Origin of the sequence: Alpinimonas psychrophila (assembly GCF_014137865.1) — a bacterium.
GTDB lineage: Bacteria > Actinomycetota > Actinomycetes > Actinomycetales > Microbacteriaceae > Alpinimonas > Alpinimonas psychrophila.
The window spans coordinates 32,873-50,380 of record NZ_JACGWU010000010.1; the positions used below are offsets into that span (position 1 = coordinate 32,873).

General features: G+C 60.6%; 19 protein-coding genes. 5 read left to right on the plus strand and 14 right to left on the minus strand.

Going from position 1 to position 17,508, the window contains the following annotated elements:
- Window positions 1–10 precede the first annotated feature (10 nt).
- The gene (locus FB555_RS10520; protein ID WP_182485434.1) at window positions 11–943 is read left to right on the plus strand and encodes a glycine betaine ABC transporter substrate-binding protein; all 933 of its coding nucleotides are present in this window, start codon (window positions 11–13) and stop codon (window positions 941–943) included.
- 51 nt (window positions 944–994) lie between these two features.
- On the opposite strand, the gene acs is transcribed toward FB555_RS10520, so the two are convergent.
- The 4 genes from acs to FB555_RS10540 all read right to left on the minus strand — a co-directional run bounded on the left by acs (window position 995) and on the right by FB555_RS10540 (window position 6,510).
- Window positions 995–3,244: an acetate--CoA ligase gene (gene acs, locus FB555_RS10525; protein WP_425485623.1), complete on the minus strand. Its 2,250-nt coding sequence runs from the start codon at window positions 3,242–3,244 to the stop codon at window positions 995–997.
- A 350-nt stretch (window positions 3,245–3,594) separates the two neighbouring features.
- Window positions 3,595–4,065, minus strand: a complete 471-nt coding sequence (locus tag FB555_RS10530) for a GNAT family N-acetyltransferase (RefSeq protein ID WP_182485435.1) — start codon at window positions 4,063–4,065, stop codon at window positions 3,595–3,597.
- 9 nt (window positions 4,066–4,074) lie between these two features.
- Entirely contained in the window at window positions 4,075–5,118 is a 1,044-nt protein-coding gene (locus tag FB555_RS10535; protein WP_182485436.1) for a threonine aldolase family protein, read from the minus strand.
- A gap of 9 nt (window positions 5,119–5,127) precedes the next feature.
- Window positions 5,128–6,510 (minus strand): DUF6421 family protein, encoded by a 1,383-nt coding sequence (locus FB555_RS10540; protein WP_220475976.1) that lies wholly within the window; start codon window positions 6,508–6,510, stop codon window positions 5,128–5,130.
- A 146-nt stretch (window positions 6,511–6,656) separates the two neighbouring features.
- Between FB555_RS10540 and FB555_RS10545 the strand changes: the two genes are divergently transcribed.
- Both FB555_RS10545 and FB555_RS10550 read left to right on the plus strand, forming a co-directional pair.
- Complete coding sequence (locus tag FB555_RS10545) at window positions 6,657–7,508, plus strand: SDR family NAD(P)-dependent oxidoreductase (protein ID WP_182485437.1); 852 nt, start codon at window positions 6,657–6,659, stop codon at window positions 7,506–7,508.
- Window positions 7,505–8,155: an NADPH-dependent FMN reductase gene (locus FB555_RS10550; RefSeq protein WP_182485438.1), complete on the plus strand. Its 651-nt coding sequence runs from the start codon at window positions 7,505–7,507 to the stop codon at window positions 8,153–8,155. The genes FB555_RS10545 and FB555_RS10550 overlap by 4 nt, the downstream gene beginning before the upstream one ends.
- A gap of 293 nt (window positions 8,156–8,448) precedes the next feature.
- On the opposite strand, the gene FB555_RS10555 is transcribed toward FB555_RS10550, so the two are convergent.
- The 8 genes from FB555_RS10555 to FB555_RS10590 form a co-directional block, all read right to left on the minus strand.
- Complete coding sequence (locus FB555_RS10555) at window positions 8,449–8,838, minus strand: hypothetical protein (protein WP_182485439.1); 390 nt, start codon at window positions 8,836–8,838, stop codon at window positions 8,449–8,451.
- 78 nt (window positions 8,839–8,916) lie between these two features.
- Window positions 8,917–9,819, minus strand: coding sequence for an ABC transporter permease (locus tag FB555_RS10560; protein ID WP_182485440.1), 903 nt, complete (start codon window positions 9,817–9,819; stop codon window positions 8,917–8,919).
- Window positions 9,820–9,883: 64 nt separating this feature from the next.
- Window positions 9,884–10,930 (minus strand): aliphatic sulfonate ABC transporter substrate-binding protein, encoded by a 1,047-nt coding sequence (locus FB555_RS10565; protein ID WP_182485441.1) that lies wholly within the window; start codon window positions 10,928–10,930, stop codon window positions 9,884–9,886.
- A 75-nt stretch (window positions 10,931–11,005) separates the two neighbouring features.
- Window positions 11,006–11,839 (minus strand): ABC transporter ATP-binding protein, encoded by an 834-nt coding sequence (locus FB555_RS10570; protein WP_182485442.1) that lies wholly within the window; start codon window positions 11,837–11,839, stop codon window positions 11,006–11,008.
- Window positions 11,840–11,950: 111 nt separating this feature from the next.
- Window positions 11,951–12,298 (minus strand): hypothetical protein, encoded by a 348-nt coding sequence (locus FB555_RS10575; protein WP_182485443.1) that lies wholly within the window; start codon window positions 12,296–12,298, stop codon window positions 11,951–11,953.
- A gap of 4 nt (window positions 12,299–12,302) precedes the next feature.
- The gene (locus FB555_RS10580; RefSeq protein ID WP_182485444.1) at window positions 12,303–13,148 is read right to left on the minus strand and encodes an exodeoxyribonuclease III; all 846 of its coding nucleotides are present in this window, start codon (window positions 13,146–13,148) and stop codon (window positions 12,303–12,305) included.
- 4 nt (window positions 13,149–13,152) lie between these two features.
- Window positions 13,153–14,127: a ketopantoate reductase family protein gene (locus tag FB555_RS10585; RefSeq protein WP_182485143.1), complete on the minus strand. Its 975-nt coding sequence runs from the start codon at window positions 14,125–14,127 to the stop codon at window positions 13,153–13,155.
- Between the two features lie 40 nt (window positions 14,128–14,167).
- Complete coding sequence (locus FB555_RS10590) at window positions 14,168–14,533, minus strand: VOC family protein (RefSeq protein WP_182485142.1); 366 nt, start codon at window positions 14,531–14,533, stop codon at window positions 14,168–14,170.
- A gap of 118 nt (window positions 14,534–14,651) precedes the next feature.
- Between FB555_RS10590 and pyrE the strand changes: the two genes are divergently transcribed.
- Window positions 14,652–15,206: an orotate phosphoribosyltransferase gene (gene pyrE, locus FB555_RS10595; RefSeq protein ID WP_182485141.1), complete on the plus strand. Its 555-nt coding sequence runs from the start codon at window positions 14,652–14,654 to the stop codon at window positions 15,204–15,206.
- A 17-nt stretch (window positions 15,207–15,223) separates the two neighbouring features.
- Here the strand turns inward: pyrE and FB555_RS10600 are convergent, their stop codons facing one another.
- On the minus strand, window positions 15,224–16,186 hold the full coding sequence (locus tag FB555_RS10600; protein WP_182485157.1) for a quinone oxidoreductase family protein: 963 nt from the start codon (window positions 16,184–16,186) through the stop codon (window positions 15,224–15,226).
- Between the two features lie 73 nt (window positions 16,187–16,259).
- Here FB555_RS10600 and FB555_RS10605 point away from each other — a divergent pair, with 73 nt between their 5' ends.
- Window positions 16,260–16,916 carry a TrmH family RNA methyltransferase gene (locus FB555_RS10605; RefSeq protein WP_182485140.1) on the plus strand — a complete coding sequence of 219 codons (657 nt, stop codon included), beginning with the start codon at window positions 16,260–16,262 and terminating at the stop codon, window positions 16,914–16,916.
- 18 nt (window positions 16,917–16,934) lie between these two features.
- Here FB555_RS10605 and FB555_RS10610 read toward each other — a convergent pair.
- Window positions 16,935–17,508, minus strand: a 574-nt coding sequence (locus tag FB555_RS10610) for an EAL domain-containing protein (protein ID WP_182485445.1), incomplete at its 5' end; no start/stop codon positions are given.

Genomic DNA, 17,508 nt, shown 5'->3' on the forward strand with positions numbered 1-17,508 from the left:
AGGGAAAAGTATGATTACCACCAAGAAATCAGCATTCGTAGGAATGCTCGTAGCCGGCGCACTTGCCGTAACGGGTTGTTCCGCAGGGGCAGCAGAGACGAACACGGGAACCGGCGAGCTCGCTGGTCTCACCGGAGTTGTGGGCTCGAAGGAATTCACCGAGCAGCTCGTTCTGGGTAATATCGCCACGATCGCCCTGAACAATGCGGGCGCCGACGTGAGCTACCAGGACCTCGCTGGATCGACCAACGCTCGCGCCGCTTTGATGGGCGATGAAATCATCGGCTACTACGAGTACACCGGTACCGCATGGCTCGTTTACCTTGAGAATGATGCTCCTATCACCGGAGCAGACGCCCAGTACGCAGCCGTGAGTGAGGCTGACCTCGCCACTAATGATGTTGTGTGGCTTGAGGGTGGACAATTCAATAACACGTACGCATTCGCGATGAATTCGGAAAAGGCTGCAGAACTCGGTGTAAAAACGTTGAGTGACGTTGCGGCCTTGCCCGCAGCAGACCAGAGCTACTGCATCGAAGCTGAGTTCTCGGCTCGTCCCGATGGCTGGCCCGGACTTGCATCGACGTATGGTCTCGACACGAACAACGTTTCGAACCTTGACACTGGTGCGATCTACCAGATCACTGCCGATGGCGGAACGTGTAACTTCGGCGAAGTTTTCATTACGGATGGCCGCGTTGCAGCCCTTGACCTCACGATCTTGACCGATGACAAGGAATTCTTTCCTGTTTACCAGGGAGCCTTCACTCTCAAGAGTTCCACGTTGGCGGCCTACCCCGCAATCGCGACCGTACTGGATCCCATCTCGGTCGCACTGACCGACTCGGTCTTGCAGATGCTGAACGCACAGGTTGACATCGACGGAGAAGACCCCGAAGACGTCGCACGCATGTGGCTTCAGGACAACGGTTTAATCAGCTAATTTGCTCTGAAACATGAAGATGGTGGACGGTCCCGAGTACGGGGCCGTCCACTACTTCGTAAAGCGCTGAGCATCCAGAATCTCGGCAATCCGGGCGGGGACCGTCTCGTCTTGCAGTGACGTGGTGTCGCCCAGGACACGCCCCTCCGAGAGGTCGACCAGCAGGCGGCGCATGATTTTACCGGAGCGGGTTTTCGGAACATCCGGAACAATCAGCACGTCACGAGGCCGAGCGATGACTCCAATCTCGTGCGTGACATGGGCGCGCAGGCTTGCCGAAAGTTCCTCGGTGAGGCGCAACCAGGTCTTCGGGTCAGCGCGCTGTTCGTCGGTCAGCGACTGCGACGGCGCGATGAACGCGGCGATTGCTTCGCCGGTTACGGGGTCGGATACTCCCACGACCGCGGCTTCGCCGACATCCGGATGCGACACCAAGGCCGACTCAATCTCGATCGTGGAGAGACGGTGACCCGACACGTTAATGACATCGTCCACTCGGCCGAGCAGCCAAATGTAGCCATCTGTGTCATATTTCGCACCATCACCGGCGAAGAAGTACCCCTGCTTGGCATACTGAGCCCAGTAGGAATCGCGATAGCGCTTCGGGTCACCCCAGACCCCGCGGGCCATGGACGGCCAGGTTCCGTCGATCACGATATAGCCACCGGAGCCCCACGGAACCGGGGCGCCGGCCTCATCCACAATCTTCACGTTGACACCGGGAACCGCGCGGGTGGCCGATCCTGGCTTGAGAACCGTGATGCCGGGGAGGGGCGCGACGATCGCCGAGCCCGTTTCGGACTGCCACCAGGTGTCGACGATCGGCGCACTGCCGCCGCCGATGTGGGTGTGAAACCAGACCCACGCCTCGGGGTTGATCGATTCGCCGACAGAGCCGAGTAAACGGATGCTCGAGAGATCCCACGTGTCGGGGAGCCCGTTCGGGAACCACGTCATGAACGTGCGAATCAGCGTTGGTGCTGTGTAGTAGGTGGTCACGCCATAGCGTTCGATGATCTCGAAGTGGCGGCCGGTGTCGGGGGTGTTTGGGGTTCCCTCATAGATAACGGAGGTCACGCCGTTGGAGAGCGGACCGTAGAGCACGTAAGTGTGGGCCGTGACCCAGGCAAGGTCGGCGGTGCACCAGTAGACGTCGGTCTCGGGCTTGGCGTCGAAGACGGCCCAATGACTCCAGGATGTCTGAACCAGATAACCGCCCGCGGTATGCACGACTCCCTTGGGCTTGCCTGTGGTGCCCGAGGTGTAAATGATGAATAACGGCGTCTCGGCATCGAAGTATTCCGGTTTGTGCATATCGGATGCCGTGTCCACCACATCGTGCCACCAGACGTCGCGGCCTTCCGTCCAGGCAATGTCGGCGGTGGCATCACCCGTGCGACGAACGACCAGCACGTGCTCGATATAGTTTTCGCCCGAGACGGCCTCGTCGGCGTTGGCTTTGACCGCCACGGCCTTTCCCCTTCGGAACTGACCGTCGCTGGTGACGAGCAACTTCGCGCCGGTGTCTTCGACGCGAAACTTCAGCGCCTCGGCCGAGAACCCGCCGAATACGAGTGAATGAATCGCACCGATGCGGGCGATCGCCAGGGTAATGACGATGGTCTCCGAAATGACGGGGAGGTAGACCACCACGCGGTCACCCTTCACGATGCCAAGGGCCGTGAGCGCATTCGCGGCACGAGCCACCCGGCGCTGAAGCTCGACGTAGGTGATCGATTCCCGGTCGCCGGGCTCTCCCTCAAAGTGGATCGCCACGCGGCCGCCGTTCCCGGCGTCCACGTGGCGATCCACGCAGTTCACCGCCACGTTCAGCTTTCCGCCCACGAACCATTCGGCGTGCGGGACGCTGAGCTCGCTGGATTCGTGGTCTACGGCGTCTTCGTCATCCTCGACTGAAGGCTTTCTTTTGGCAGCCTCAGAAACCTTGGTTTCGTGGAGGGGTCGCTGGACGGCCGGTTCCCAGATATGCGTCGTGTGCCACGGCTCTGCCCAGCTCAGCCGATGGGCTTGTTCTTCCCAAAATGCCAGCGGGTCTGCGGCCGCCGCGGCCCATGGGTCTCTTCCGGCTGCGTTGCTAAAGTCCGCGCGGTCCGTGCCGGTCGATCCAGTGGTGCCGGTTTCGTCGTTATCGTTTGGGTGGACAGGCTCGTCGAGTCGAAGGTTGGCCTGCGCCACGAACGCCGCGGAGGGCGCGAAGGTGCGGTTTTCGGTCAGCAAGTTCGCAATCGTCGCTGGGGTTGCGGGGGCCGCTGGGGTGGGAGGGTTTGCGATCGTCGACACGCTGTCAACGTTACGGACGCTCCAGCTTCGCCGCCAAAACTCGCGTCATTCGGGGTAATGAAAGAAAAAAGGTCCGCCTCCCGGCGGGCTTTCTGACCTTGGCGCGTCGCGTCCTTCTGCATCTCTCATCGAGTCGTCACGTTTAGCGGGGTCGCGGTACCAAACTTTCACCGACCCGTCACGTTTAGCGACCTTCAGGGCGCCCGAGGCCACTAAACGCGTCCACTCGATGGCTATTGTGCCCGGAGAGGCCACTAAACGCGTCTACTCGACTCGTGCCGCTTCTAAATTCCCGCCAGAGCACAGCTGTCGTGGTGCAGTGGGTGGGCCAGTGAAGGGGAGGCAGGTGACTAGGCGTGCAGGTCAATCTCGTAGAGCATGTGCCCGTTATCGCTGGCGACCTTGTTGTAGAGGGTGCGTGCGGTGGTGTTGGAATTCTGGGTCTGCCAATACACCGTGTCGGAGCCAGCGGCACGGGCAATGTCGGTCACGGCGGCGATGAGGGCACGGCCCACGCCGAGGCCGCGGACATCGGCTGCGGTGAAAAGGTCTTCGAGGTAGCAGTCGGGGTTCACGTGCCACGTCGAGTCCGTGAAGAGATAGTTGGTGAATCCCACGATGCGACCGTCAACGACCGCAACGAGCCCTGACATGTTGACGTTGTCATCCAGCAGACGACTCCAGCTGACATCCGTCGTCGAGCGCGGCAGGTCTTCCTCATAGAACCGGAGGTAGCCCCCCCACAACACGAGCCATTCATCAAAATCGCCGGACCTGATTTTGCGCACGGAGACGGGGGTTTTATCAGAGGTGGTTGTCATGGCCACAGCTTATACAAGCTTGCGGACAGCGGCGGCAAAATTATCGACGTCAGCCTCGGTGGTGTCCCACGCGCACATCCAGCGAACTTCGCCGGTGGCCGTGTTCCAGTCGTAGAACCTAAACTCTTTGCGGAGCTCGTCGGCAACGCCGGGAGTCAGCGTCGCGAAGACGCCGTTAGCTTGGGTGGGCTGCGTGAAGTTCACTCCGTGCACACCCTCGAGCGAGGAACGCAGGCGGGTTGCCATCGCGTTGGCGTGCGTTGCCGAACGCGACCACAGGTCACCCTCCAGTAGCGCAATGAGTTGCGCCGACACAAAGCGCATCTTGGACGCGAGCTGCATGTTCATCTTGCGCAGGTAGATCAACCCATGCACGGCTTCCGGGTTCAAGACCACGATGGCCTCAGCTCCCATGAGGCCGTTTTTGGTTCCGCCAAAGCTCACAATATCGACGCCGGCGTCACGCGTGAAGGCCCTGAACGGAACGCCCAGGGAGGCAGCGGCGTTGGAGATGCGAGCTCCGTCGAGGTGCACGGTCATGCCCAGCGAGTGGGCGTGATAGCTGATGGCCGAGACCTCATCCGGAGTATAAATCGTGCCGAGCTCGCTCGACTGCGTAATGGTGACCACGAGCGGCTGAGCGCGGTGCTCGTCGCCACGACCGTGCGCCTGCTGATCGATTAGCGCGGGAGTGAGCTTGCCCTCAAGGGCGGGAACGGTCAGCAGCTTGAAGCCACCCACGGTTTCAGGCGCGGTCGATTCGTCGTTGTTGACATGGGCGGTTGAGGCACAGATGACGCCGCCCCAGCGGGGCAACATCGACTGCAGGCTCAGAACGTTCGCGCCCGTACCGTTGAATACCGGGAAAACTTCGATGCCGTCACCAAAGTGCTGCGCCATAACGACCCCGAGATGCTCGGTGTATGCATCTTCGCCATAGGCAATCTGGTGCCCGCCGTTAGCTGTGGCCAACGCATCCAGAACCTCGGGATGCACCCCGGCATAGTTATCGGATGCGAATCCACGCCAGGCAGTGTCATGCAGTTTTTCCATGACTTAACCCTAGGCGCGGATGCCGACGGTCGATTCAATTACGGGCAACATTTTACGCTGCAGAGCCTCATAGAACATCGAAAGTGGGAACTCGTCATCCAGAAGTTGGTCGGTCATCAGCCCCGGTGCCCCCGTAACTGGCAGGGAATCGGCACCCTTTGCCCATACGGAGGCGGGGTGTGGGGTAAGGGTGGCGGCAACCAGCTCATACGCGGCCAGCCAGTGGGCGATCTTGGGGCGATCGATGGAGCGCCAATAGAGCTCGTCGATGGCGTCCCCCAGCTCGACCACGACATCGGGCACGTCAGCCCAGTCGATCGTGAGCTTGTTGTTGGTCCAGTGCAGAACCCCGTGCTGATGCATCCACGCGAAGAGCAGTTGGCCGGCAACCGCGTCGTAGTTGCGAACCCGCGTTCCCGTCATCGAGAAACGGAAGATGCGGTCGAAGATTACTGCGTACTGAACGAGGCGCGCATGGCGACGAATCTCGGGGCTCGCGGTGCTGCCTCGGTCAATTTTGACGCTCTCGCGAAAGGCGGTGAGGTCACAGCGAAGCTCTTCGAGACCATATAAGAAAAATGGCATACGTTGCTTGATCATGAACGGATCGAAGGGCAGATCACCACTCATGTGCGTGCGGTCGTGGATGAGGTCCCACATGATAAAAGCCTCTTCGGCCAGGTGCTGGTCGGTGAGTAATTCGCGAGCATCCGTGGGCATGGTCAGGCCGGTGATCTCAACGGCGGCTTTTGTTACCGTTCGGAAGCGAGCGGCCTCGCGGTCTTGAAAAATGGCGCCCCACGTGAACGCCGGAACCGAGCTCATGGCCACGGTCTCGGGAAACAGTACGGCCGAGTTGGTGTCATACCCGGCAGTGAAGTCGAGAAAACGCAGGGGAACAAACAGCTTGTTGGAGTAGGCGCCGGCCTCGAGCTCGGCGATGAATTCGGGCCAGAGAACCTCAACGAGCACAGCTTCAACGAAACGGTTGATGCTGCCGTTTTGCGTGTACATGGGAAAAATAACGAGATGACGCATACCGTCCACCCGCTGCGCTGCCGGAGCAAACTCCAGAATCGAGGCAAGAAAATCGGGCTCAACAAAACCGCCGTCGACCCAGCGGCCAAAGTCCGCAATCGCGGCCGCGAGGTAGCTCGCATCGTGCGGGAAGTGCGGGGCGAGCTCTTCGATGGAGGAGCAGATCGTGGCGACGTGCGCCCGGGCGGCGGTCTGGACGCTCGTGTCTGTTGCCGCATCCGGAATGGAACCGTTCTTGATCTGCATCCCCTGGAGTGCGGTGGCGGCAGCCTTGAGGGCGATCCACGCGGGAAGAGCGATAAGGTCAACGCGCACGAGTTCCGTGGGCGGGGCAGAAGTGGCAACGGTATTCATGTAACGAGCGTAGCTGCGATCCCGAGACGATTTTCGCATTTCTTTGCGTGAAAACAGCGTTTTTTGGAGCAAAATACCCATCGAGCGAGCATCCACGCACAATTATGACTCTTTCTCAGAAAACCCCTGCGTGCAAGAATAAAACCATGTCGTTCAATATTGCAGGCACTCGCGTTCTCATCACCGGCGCCGCCATGGGCATGGGGCGGCTGTACGCCGAGCGTGCCGTGGCCGAACGTGCCGACACCGTCATTCTCTGGGACATTAACGAAGAAGCACTTGCCGAAACAGCGGCGGCCCTGCGTCTGGTCTCCAACGCCGGTGCCGACAGCGACACCCTCATCGTGCCGATGTTGGTCGACATCTCGGATCGCCTCCAGCTAGAACACGCTGCCCAACTCGTGCGCGAGGAACACGGCGGGGTCGACGTGTTGATCAACAATGCGGGCGTCGTCAAAGGTGCCTTGTTCTGGGAGCACGACAACGAGCGCGACACCGAGTTCACCATGCGCATCAATACGTTGGCGCCCATGTTCTTGACCCGCGAGTTCCTCCCCGGAATGATTGCGGGCAAGCGCCGCTCGCGCATCGTGAACATTGCCTCGGCGGCCGGCACCCTCTCGAACCCGCGCATGAGTGTCTACGCCGCGAGCAAGTGGGCCCTGATTGGGTGGAGTGACTCGGTGCGTTTGGAGTTGGCGCAGGAGGGCATCCGTAATGTCATGGTCACGACGGTCTGCCCTAGTTACATCGCCACCGGCATGTTCGAGGGGGTAAAGGGGCCGCTGATGACGCCGATCATGCAACCGGATTACGTGGTGGACCGTGTCTGGAAGGCCATGAAAGAGGGCAAGGGAATGCTGATGTTGCCGTGGACCGTGCACATGTCAAAGGTGCTGAAGGGTATCCTTCCGCAAGCCGCTTTCGATGTGGTTGCCGATAAAGTTTTTGGCGTGTACGACACTATGGAACACTTCACGGGACGGGTCAAAAAATGACGAATCCAGAAACCAAGCCACGCCTACATATCATCACCGGTAGCACTCGTCCGGGGCGCGTTGGCCCGTCGGTCGCAGCCTGGTTTACGGCCCACGCCCGCGCCGCCGACACCTTCGAAATCGAGGTGATTGACCTGGCTGAGGTTGCCTTGCCGTTGCTGGATGAACCGAATCAGCCTGGCGAGCAGAAGTACACGCACGAGCACACCAAGAAGTGGAGTGCCACAATAACGCGAGCGGATGCGGTGGTCTTCGTCGCCCCCGAATACAACTCCTCGATGAACGCGGCCACCAAGAACGCGCTCGACTATCTCTATGTGGAGTGGCACTACAAGCCGCTGGGCCTCGTAACCTACGGCGGCATCTCGGGCGGACTTCGCGCCGCTCAGGCCATCAAGCAAGTGGGCGCGGCGCTGAAGATGATCGTGATGCCCGACACTGTGATGATCCCGCGGGTCAGCTCGCTGCTCACCGACGCGCCCGCGGACCAGGCGCTCGCCGCATCAGCTTTGCCTGTCCGCACCCTCACCGCCATGGCGGCGCCTGACCGCACCCTCACCGCGACCCCGGGGATGGATCGCTCCGCTGCCGCCCTCCTCGCGGAGCTCCTCAAGCTCACCCTCGCGACGGCACCCCTTCGCCAATAGACGCCGCCATGAAACCGGTCCTTCTCGGACTGAGTAGCTTCCAACCCACAATCGAGTGGTCACGTTTGGCGGCCCACGAAGGGCAAAGCGTCATCGAGTGGTCACGTTTGGTGACGTTTTTCTCCGTGATGTCACCAAACGTGACGACTCGATGGGCAAAGTGGTGGGGGAGGCCGCCAAACGTGACCACTCGACGGGCGACTTCGGGCGACGGCGGGATTGCGCCAATAACCTTCGGAGCACTGACCGTCGGAACACTGTGTTTCCGATAGATAGCGGTTGAAATCGTCGTTTTACAGCGAACCGATGCTCCCAAAGACCATGAGGGCTCCGATGGCCAGGGCAATTACTTGGGCTCCGACGGTGGCGATCGGCACCCAAAATGCGAGCTTTGCGCGCACGACAAGCACAATCGTGATGACGATGCCAATGATGGTCACGACACTGGGCGCGACCGATGCAAAGATAACCCCGCCGCTCAGGACATCCACGTTGCAGGAAGCATTACAGGAGTCCGACATCATGACCAGCATGAAGCCCGCGAAGGAAATCCCAAGGTTGGTGACGACGGCAATGAGCACGAGCACGATAGAGGCAACGGTATCGCCTGTCGAACGGCTCGTTTTTGAACCGGGAGCCGGTACTAAAGGTTCCGCCATCGGGGGGTCTTCGTTGAGTGTCATGGAAGTGAACCTATCGGTTCACGGGCTCGCGGCCGTGATTTTCACTCATATTGACCAGCTCAGGGGAATTGCCGCGAGTTAGGCCCAGCGACGAACGGCCCACTTTTCGAAGAGGCTGAGGAGGGCATCCGTGGTCTTTCCAAAGATGGCTAAGAGGATGATCGCCAGAATGACGCGATCGGTGCGCCCGTTATTTTGGGAGTCCAGAAGCAAAAAGCCGAGTCCGGCAGAAGATGCGAGTAACTCGGCGGCCACGAGAAAGAGCCACGCTTGTGCGAGCGCGAGGCGAAGTCCGGAGATGACGGCGGGAAGCACAGCCGGGAGCTGAATCGTGCGAAAGAGGGCCACACCCGACAGGCCAAAAGCGCGACCCGCCTCGACGAGTTGGCGATCCACGTGACGAAGGGCAGCGGCGACCGTCGTGTACACGGGGAAGAAAGCGCCGATAGCAATGAGCGTGAGCTTCGACTCCTCGCCGATTTTCAGCCACAGCAGGAGAAGGGGAACCCAGGCCAGGGAGGGCACCGCGCGGATGGCTCCAAAGGTGGAGCCGAAGAATTGCTCCCACACTTTGGCGAGGCCGACGATCGCGCCAAAGACGAGGCCGAGGGCCGCGCCAATCGTGAAGCCAATCAGCACACGCTGCAGGGAGATCCCGATGAAGGGACCCAGCAGGCCGCGTTGGATGAGGTCGACACCGGCGAGGTAGACCATCTCGGGGGAGGGAAGTTGAGCGACCGAGACGAGCCCGGAGGTAGAGGCGATCTGCCACACCAACAGGATGGCCAGCGGCAGGATCGACGAGATCAGAAGGCGTCCCCCGCGGGTTCGGCTGATTCGCGTTCGCGACGAGCGAGGGTTGCGGGCGTTCCGGGTTTTGACGGCTGGAGCCGTGTTGCGAGCAGAACGAACTGATCCGGATGGGGCGCTACCGTTCGAGCGGGCAGGTGCCGCCAGAGCCGAGTCAGTCGTTGTGCTCATGATGTTTTCTACTTTCGAAGAGTGTCGTGATGCTGCGCGCTCATGGTTTGGGCACGAAGCAGTGCTACTTCGTGACGGGCGTGTAGGCCTTCGTGATAAACGTGGTGTCGTACAACGTTTTCAGCCCTGTATCGATCTGGGCCTGAGTGGCGACGTCACCGTTGGCAACGAATACCTTGCCAATTTTGGCGAGCAGCGTGGTTTGCGTCGCCCCCGGAATGGGATTGATGTCGACAACGGTGCGCTCCGTGATGACGGTCTTTGCCACGGGAACACTGAGACCGGATGTCTGCGCCAACAACGCATAGGTCGCGTCGGGGTTGGCAATAGCGTAGGCACGGGCACGCTCGTAGACGTTCACAACGATTTGCGCAATGTCTGGCTTTTCTTTCAAAAAGGACTCGGTACCGTTCAAGAAGCCGTAGCTATTGAAGCCCACGTTGCGGTACAAAAGCGTTGCACCCTCTTGCTCGGCCCCGGCCATGATGGGGTCAAGGCCAGCCCACGCATCAACGGAACCACCCAGGAGAGCGGTCTTGCCGTCGGCGTGAGCCAGGTTCTGCACGGTGACCGTTGTGGGGTCAACGCCAGCCTCCTCCAAAGCCTGCAGCAAGAAGAAGTAAGGGTCCGTGCCCTTCTTGGCGGCGACCTGCTTGCCGGCGAGGTCCTTGACGCTCGTAATCTTTGAACCAGGGGCAACCACGATCGCGGCCCACTCGGGCTGGTCAAAGATCTCAATTGTCTTGATCGCCGAGCCGTTGGAGCGGGCCAAAAGTGCGGCGGCCCCGGCAGTGGAACCCACGTCGATGGCACCGGCCAGAAGCTTCGAGTTCGCATCAGCGGAGCTCAGCGACTGAACCCAGTTGACCTTGATCCCGGATGCCGCGAGTTCTTCCTCGAGCCAACCGTAGTTCTTTATCAGCAGGCTGAGAGGGTTGTAGGTCGCGAAGTCGATGTTCAGTGTTTGGCCGGTGCGGTCGATAACGGCATCGGATGCCGCGGAAGCGCTCGACGCGGAGGTCGCGGTGGCGGGTGCCGAGCATCCGGTTAATGCCAAGGCGAGAGCAGCGACTCCGGCCGTTAAGGCAGTGGTCAGTTTGAGGTTACGCATTGTTATCTCTTTATCTTTATGAGTTGTATGGGGGTGAAATATAAGGAGGGAGGAGACCGCGAACGGGAGCCGGGTCTAGTGAACGTGGCGATCGATGCCGAGGCCCTCGAGAAGGTGCGCGCGAATTTCAGCCAGCTCAGCGTTCCCTCGGTCTCGAGGGCGATTACCGGGAACCGTGACGAGTTCTGTGATCGTGGAGCCTGGCTGGCCGGGCATTCGTCCCAGCAAAACTACGCGGTCGGCGAGTTGAAGGGCTTCGTCCACGTCGTGCGTAACGAGCAGAATGGTGGTCGGGGCGGCCGCGTGAATCTCCAACAGCAGATCCTGCATTTTGATGCGGGTGAGCGCGTCGAGAGCACCGAAGGGTTCATCGAGAAGGAGTACCCCAGGGTTTCGGGCCAGTGCCCTGGCGAGGGATGCCCGCTGGGCCATGCCGCCCGAGACTTCACGGGGGCGGAGGTGCGCGGAGGCGCTGAGGCCAACCAAGGCGAGAAGTTCGGCGACGCGCTGCGCGCCGGCAACCTTGTCGAATCCGCGGGGCAATCCGAGAGCGACGTTCTTCTCCATCGTGCGCCACGGCAGTAAACGAGGTTCCTGGAAGGCGAACGCACACCGAGCGTCAATGCCAAATACCGGGGTTCCATCAATACTGACGTCTCCTACGTAACCCGTGTCGAGCCCGGCCGCGATCCGCAGGAGGGTGGATTTACCGCATCCGCTGGTACCCAAAATGGCGACGAGTTCACCGGGAGCCACCGTGATAGTGATGTCGCTGAGCACCTCGCGCGGTTCCGCGTTGGCTGCGTTGCCGAGGGCGGTATTTGCCGCGCGAGAGGTGCGTGAGTTGCGGGGGACCGCAAACGTGCGCCCCACACCCTCAAACTGCACCTCAAACGCCGTGTTCTTCATAGAAACAGACGTTACCGATGCAGAACATCCTGCGTCGAAGTCAAAAGTCACGTGCCGTAACGCGGTGACACATTGCGTAACACGAGCCCGCCGCCATCCCGATGGGCATAGCTAGAAGAGTTTGGCCCCCGGAATGCCGAGAATCATGACGGCTGTGCCGAGAACGAGCGCGATCGTTGCGGCGGCCATCGTTGCCAGCGGCATCCAGAACGCGAGCTTGCGCTGGGCGACCCGCAGAATGGTGATGAAGATACCGACCAGTGTCAGGATGCTCGGCACCGCCAACGCGAAGATGAACCCGCTTTGGATCACCGTGTAGTTGCAGGTCACGTCGCAAGAATCGGTGAGGAGCACGAGGGGCACTGCGGTGGCGGTCACGATCACGTTGGCGATAACGGCGATCAATACCAGCGCGATGGCGGCAATCATGTCGCCGCGGCGAACGGGGAGTTTTTCCAACGCTCTAACCAAAAATCATGGGGCGGTCGTACTCATCGCCGAATTCGGAGTCAACGGCCAGGTCAACGACGACGGGAACGTGATCGCTTGGCCCATCGCCCTTGCGTTCGTCGCGATCGATGCGTGCGCCCTCCACGAGCGAAGCAAACGCGGGGGAGCCCATAATGAAGTCGATGCGCATGCCCTCGTTGCGCGGAAAGCGCAGCTGCTTGTAGTCCCAATACGTATAGCCCTCCGGAACCAGCGGCCGCACAACGTCACGCAACCCCAGTGCCTCGAACGCGAAGAAGGCCTCGCGCTCGAGAGGGGAGATATGAGTGCTGCCGGCGAACTCAGCGACATCCCACACGTCGCGGTCGAAGGGAGCTACGTTCCAGTCGCCCGTGAGGGCTAGGGGCAGTTCGGGGCTGCCGGCCAGCCAGCCGGCGGTATCGCGGGCCAGGCCGCGCAGCCATTCCAACTTGTACGTATAGTGCGGGTGATCGAGCTCGCGACCGTTGGGAATGTAGAGAGAGTAGAAACGCACCCCGTCGACGGTTGCCCCAATCGCGCGGGCTTCGAGCGGGGATACCCCGTCGGCATCCGGTTCGCCAAAGCCGGGCATGGAGGGGAAGTCGCGCTCAACATCCGTCATGGGAAGCCGGGACGCAATAGCCACACCGTTCCACTGGTTCAGGCCGTGCATGACGACCTCATAGCCGACAGCGGTGAACGCATCGAAGGGAAACTGGTGCTCGCGGCACTTGATCTCCTGCATGCAGAGCACGTCGATATCTTCCCGAATCAGGTAGTCGGTGACGCGGTCAACCCGGGCACGAATCGAGTTGACGTTCCAGGTGGCCATGCGCATGAGACTAATTTACCGTGCCTGCCCCAGCACCAAACCGTGGCGAGCGCAGCCCCTGGGCTACTTCCCATTGGATGACTTGGGTGTAGAGGGCGCGGTTCAGTGGCACGTCAATGTCCAGGCGTTCGGCAGCCTCGATAACGGCCCCGTTGAGCACGTCAATCTCGGTGCGGCGCCCGGCGTCAATATCTTGCAGCATGGATGTTCGCCCGTCTGGCGTCTCCGCCAACACCCGAAGAATGTCGGCGACGGCCTGCCGCTCATCGAGCTGGGTGTACCCCAACGCATGAGCCACTGCCATCCCCTCAAGCACAATGTCTTCGACGAGTTGGCGCACCGCGGGGGACTCGGTCATCGCGCGCGATGGCAACCCAGTGGTCGCAGCAATCGCATTGACCCCGTTGACGACGACCTTCTTCCAGACCTCGGCGTCGATGTCGTCAGTAATGGATGCCGCCCAACCAGCCTCTGTCCACAGTGCGGCGACTTTTTTCGCGCCGGCAGTATCCGCGCCGAGAAATGGCCCAAAAAGTGTCGCCGCGGTCGAGTGGTGATAGACGTGACCCGGGGCAAGAACCGTGCCGCCTTGGTACGTGACACCCTTCACGATTTTGCCCGATTCTAGGTTTTCAGGAAAAGCCGCGGCGATGATCTCGCCCGCGCCAACCCCGTTTTGCAGAGTGACAATACTAGTTTCAGGCGCAATCAAAGGTACGAGAGCGCTGACGGCCGCGGGCGTGTCGTAGGCCTTCACGAGCACCAGCACGATGTCGCAGATTCCAACGGATGCCGCATCTATCGTCGCGCTCGCCGCATAGTTTGAGGAGGGGGAACCGTCGCGATCCACCGTGAGACCGTGCTCGTTCAGCGCCGCAATGGTCGCGGCATTCTTGCCAATAAAGACAACCTCGTGCCCGGCGCCAATGAGACCGCCGCCGAAGATACTGGCCATCGCGCCCGTGCCGATGATACCAATGCGCATGGAGCCCCTCAGAGTGTTTCCCCCATTCTCTCTCATCGAACTACTGGGGCGAACTTGTATCCTGCCGCCGCTGTAAAAGACCAAAGAGGTTGCCGCTAATGTCCTTCATAGTGACCACGAGAACCCCATCTCCCACGGATGTGATGTCTCTATGGGCAATGGCGCCAGCGGCTAGAAGTGCGGCGTGCGAGGCATGAATGTCGGTTGTCGTCCAATATGTGACGGGATAGGGGAGTCCCTCGTCTGCCGCATTCGGGTCTAGCCCGAGCTCGCAGCCGTTAACGTTGAAACCGACATAGAACGGCTCATCGAAATACGGAGCGACACCAAGCGTCGCCTGCCAAAATGTCTTGTCAACTTCGAGGTTACTGGTCGGAAATATGACAGATGCAATACCGTTGAACATAGGATTTCCTTCACATCGAGCGAGCACAAAGACAGTCTTTCAGTAGGGGCTTTTGAAAGTCTAGGATGGCGTCGGAAAGCCCCCAGTGATAAAACCGGCACCCCAGTAAACTCAAGGCATGACCGACGCACGCACCCAGCTCATCCGCTACATCACGTCTGACGCTGTTTTCCATGGCGACTTCACACTGACCAGCGGCAAGAAGGCTACCTATTACGTCGATCTGCGCAAGGTCAGCCTGGATCACCGGGTTGCTCCCCTGATTGGTCAGGTCATGCTCGATCTTCTCGCCCAGATTCCCAATGTGGATGCCGTGGGAGGCCTCACCATGGGCGCTGACCCCATCGCTTCGGCGGTGCTTCATCAGGGCGCCGCGCGCGGCCTCAGCTACGACGCCTTTGTTGTGCGCAAGGAACCCAAAGATCACGGTCGCGGCCGCCAGGTCGAGGGCCCCGAGGTCAAGGGAAGGCGCGTTGTCGTGCTCGAAGACACGTCCACCACCGGCGGATCCCCGCTGGCCGCCATCGAAGCTCTCGAAAAGGCCGGCGCCGAAGTTGTCGGCGTCGCCGTTGTCGTCGACCGCGGTACCGACGCCAAGGCGCGCATTGAAGCCGCCGGTTACCCGTACTTCTCGGCCATTGGCCTCGAAGACCTGGGCCTCAACCCGCAATAACGTCCGTGGGTCAGCCGCTACGGAACCAGTAGCACTTTTCCGGTCGTTCGTCGGGCCGCTAAATCCTCGTGGGCTTTCGCGGCATCGGCCAACGGGTACGTCGCTCCAATACGCACCTTCAGTGTGCCCGCCACGATCGCGTCAAAGAGTTCGCCGGAGCGCCAGCGCCGTTCTTCGGCCGTCTGCAGGTAGTTGCCCATAGAGGGCCGGATGACCGACAGCGATCCCGCCGCCGCCAACCGGGAGAGATCAAAGGGGGGAACGGGCCCGGATGCCGCTCCGAACAACGCCAGCAAACCGCGTACCCGCAAGCACGCCAGTGACTGATCGAAGGTGTCCCGTCCGACACCGTCGTAGACAACATCCACGCCGACGCCACCGGTGAGATCGCGCACGGTTTTATCGAATTCTTCGTAGTAGATGACGTGGTCGCTGCCCGCCTGGCGCGAAAGTTCGGCCTTTTCGGGCGTAGACACCGTCGTAATTACGTGGGCACCGCGGGCCTTAGCGAGCTGCGTCAGCAGCAAACCAACACCGCCCGCTCCCGCGTGAATCAGCGCGGTGTGACCCTTGGCCAGCGGGAAAACCGAGGTGGCGAGGTAATGCGCGGTCATCCCCTGCAGCGGGATGGCGGCAGCCGTGGTGTCATCAACGCCATCCGGAACCGGGAGAAGATGTTCGACATCGACCACCACAAACTCGGCGTAAGTCTTGTACGTCTCGGCGAAGGCAACGCGATCACCCACGGCGACATCGCCAGAATTGCCTGAACCAACTCCTTCGCCCAGAGCCACGATCACGCCTGCGCCTTCACCGCCGGGAGTATGCGGAAGCGCCACCGGGTAGATACCTTGACGGCGGTAGATGTCGACGAAGTTCACGCCGATGGCAGAGAGCTTGACGAGCACCTGACCACGTCCGGTGACGGGAATGGCTGAATCCACGTACTTCAAGACTTCAGGCTCCCCGTACTCGGTCATCACGATCGACTTCGACTGCTCGTTCACTCTGGTGCCTCCAATTGTCGGTCCTTACAGTCTGTAACCTAATCAAGTGACTGAGAACCCCCAAAACCTTCCCGCGCCATCACCCACGCACGAGTTGAGCACGTCGGGCGTCGGGCCGTGGATCGGCGCGCTCCCAACGGAGCCCTGGTACGACGCAGAATTGTTGGCCACGGGGGACACCCGCAACGTCATCGACCGGTACCGCTACTGGCGCATGGACGCCATCGTTGCGGACCTCGATACGAAGCGGCATCCGTTTCATGTTGCCATTGAGAACTGGCAGCACGACATGAACATTGGGTCGATCGTACGCAGCGCCAACGCTTTTGCCGCCGACACCGTGCACATTGTGGGCCGCCGCCGCTGGAACAAGCGCGGAGCCATGGTGACCGATCGCTACCAACACGTCGTTCACCACGAAACGGTTGAAGACCTTGTGGCCTGGGCCAAGACCGAGGGTCTGCCCATTCTCGCCATTGATAACGTTCCCGGATGCGTCAAAATCGAAACCTTCGATTTTCCCGCTGCGTGCGTGCTGTTATTCGGGCAGGAGGGCCCCGGCCTATCGCCCGAGGCCATCGCTGCCGCCGAGGCCGTCATCGAGATCAGTCAATTTGGTTCGACCCGATCGATCAACGCCTCCGCTGCCGCTGCCGTCACCATGCACTCGTGGATCATGCAGCACGTGGACTTTTCAGCGTAGTTTCGTCCTAATTTCGTCCTAAAGAAGCGCCAGAATCGCCTCGACCGACATCGCGCGACCAAAGAGGAAGCCCTGCGAATAGTCTGCTCCCGCAGCAATAACCAAGGCCTGCTGCAGTTCCGTTTCGATTCCCTCCGCTGTCACCGACGCTCCAAGGCTTTGGGCGAGGTTTGTTATGGAGGTGACAATCACGGCCGCCACGCGGTCATTGGCCATGTCCGAGATGAACTGCTGATCAATCTTGACGTTGTTCGTGGTGAACGTGCGCAGGTGGGTCAGGGTACTGTAGCCCGTGCCGAAGTCATCGAGCGAGACCCGCATTCCCAATGTCTGCAAGCGCTTCAGGTTCGCTTTGGGCGCCGGTCCGCCGTCGAAGACCGCACTTTCGGTTACTTCCAAAATAACCGACTCAGGGTTCGTCCCTTGGTCGGCCAAAATCACCGCCACGCGATCGGCAAAATCAGGGTCCATGAGCTGTTTGGCCGACACGTTGATGCTGACCGTCATAGGATGCTCGGGCTTGGCACGCGTCCACGCGGACTGGGCGCCACAGGCCGTTTCGAGAACCCAGTTTCCGATTTCGATGATGAGA

Bases quoted from the DNA above. Each gene is read 5' to 3' on its own strand.
- FB555_RS10590 (WP_182485142.1), bottom strand. From the start codon at position 14,533: ATGTTCAACGGTATTGCATCTGTCATATTTCCGACCAGTAACCTCGAA.
- FB555_RS10520 (WP_182485434.1), top strand. From the start codon at position 11: ATGATTACCACCAAGAAATCAGCATTCGTAGGAATGCTCGTAGCCGGC.
- FB555_RS10530 (WP_182485435.1), bottom strand. From the start codon at position 4,065: ATGACAACCACCTCTGATAAAACCCCCGTCTCCGTGCGCAAAATCAGG.
- FB555_RS10600 (WP_182485157.1), bottom strand. From the start codon at position 16,186: ATGACCGAGTACGGGGAGCCTGAAGTCTTGAAGTACGTGGATTCAGCC.
- FB555_RS10560 (WP_182485440.1), bottom strand. From the start codon at position 9,819: ATGAGCACAACGACTGACTCGGCTCTGGCGGCACCTGCCCGCTCGAAC.
- FB555_RS10580 (WP_182485444.1), bottom strand. From the start codon at position 13,148: ATGCGCATGGCCACCTGGAACGTCAACTCGATTCGTGCCCGGGTTGAC.
- FB555_RS10585 (WP_182485143.1), bottom strand. From the start codon at position 14,127: ATGCGCATTGGTATCATCGGCACGGGCGCGATGGCCAGTATCTTCGGC.
- FB555_RS10550 (WP_182485438.1), top strand. From the start codon at position 7,505: ATGACGAATCCAGAAACCAAGCCACGCCTACATATCATCACCGGTAGC.
- FB555_RS10540 (WP_220475976.1), bottom strand. From the start codon at position 6,510: ATGAATACCGTTGCCACTTCTGCCCCGCCCACGGAACTCGTGCGCGTT.
- pyrE (WP_182485141.1), top strand. From the start codon at position 14,652: ATGACCGACGCACGCACCCAGCTCATCCGCTACATCACGTCTGACGCT.
- FB555_RS10565 (WP_182485441.1), bottom strand. From the start codon at position 10,930: ATGCGTAACCTCAAACTGACCACTGCCTTAACGGCCGGAGTCGCTGCT.
- FB555_RS10545 (WP_182485437.1), top strand. From the start codon at position 6,657: ATGTCGTTCAATATTGCAGGCACTCGCGTTCTCATCACCGGCGCCGCC.
- FB555_RS10535 (WP_182485436.1), bottom strand. From the start codon at position 5,118: ATGGAAAAACTGCATGACACTGCCTGGCGTGGATTCGCATCCGATAAC.
- FB555_RS10570 (WP_182485442.1), bottom strand. From the start codon at position 11,839: ATGAAGAACACGGCGTTTGAGGTGCAGTTTGAGGGTGTGGGGCGCACG.
- FB555_RS10555 (WP_182485439.1), bottom strand. From the start codon at position 8,838: ATGACACTCAACGAAGACCCCCCGATGGCGGAACCTTTAGTACCGGCT.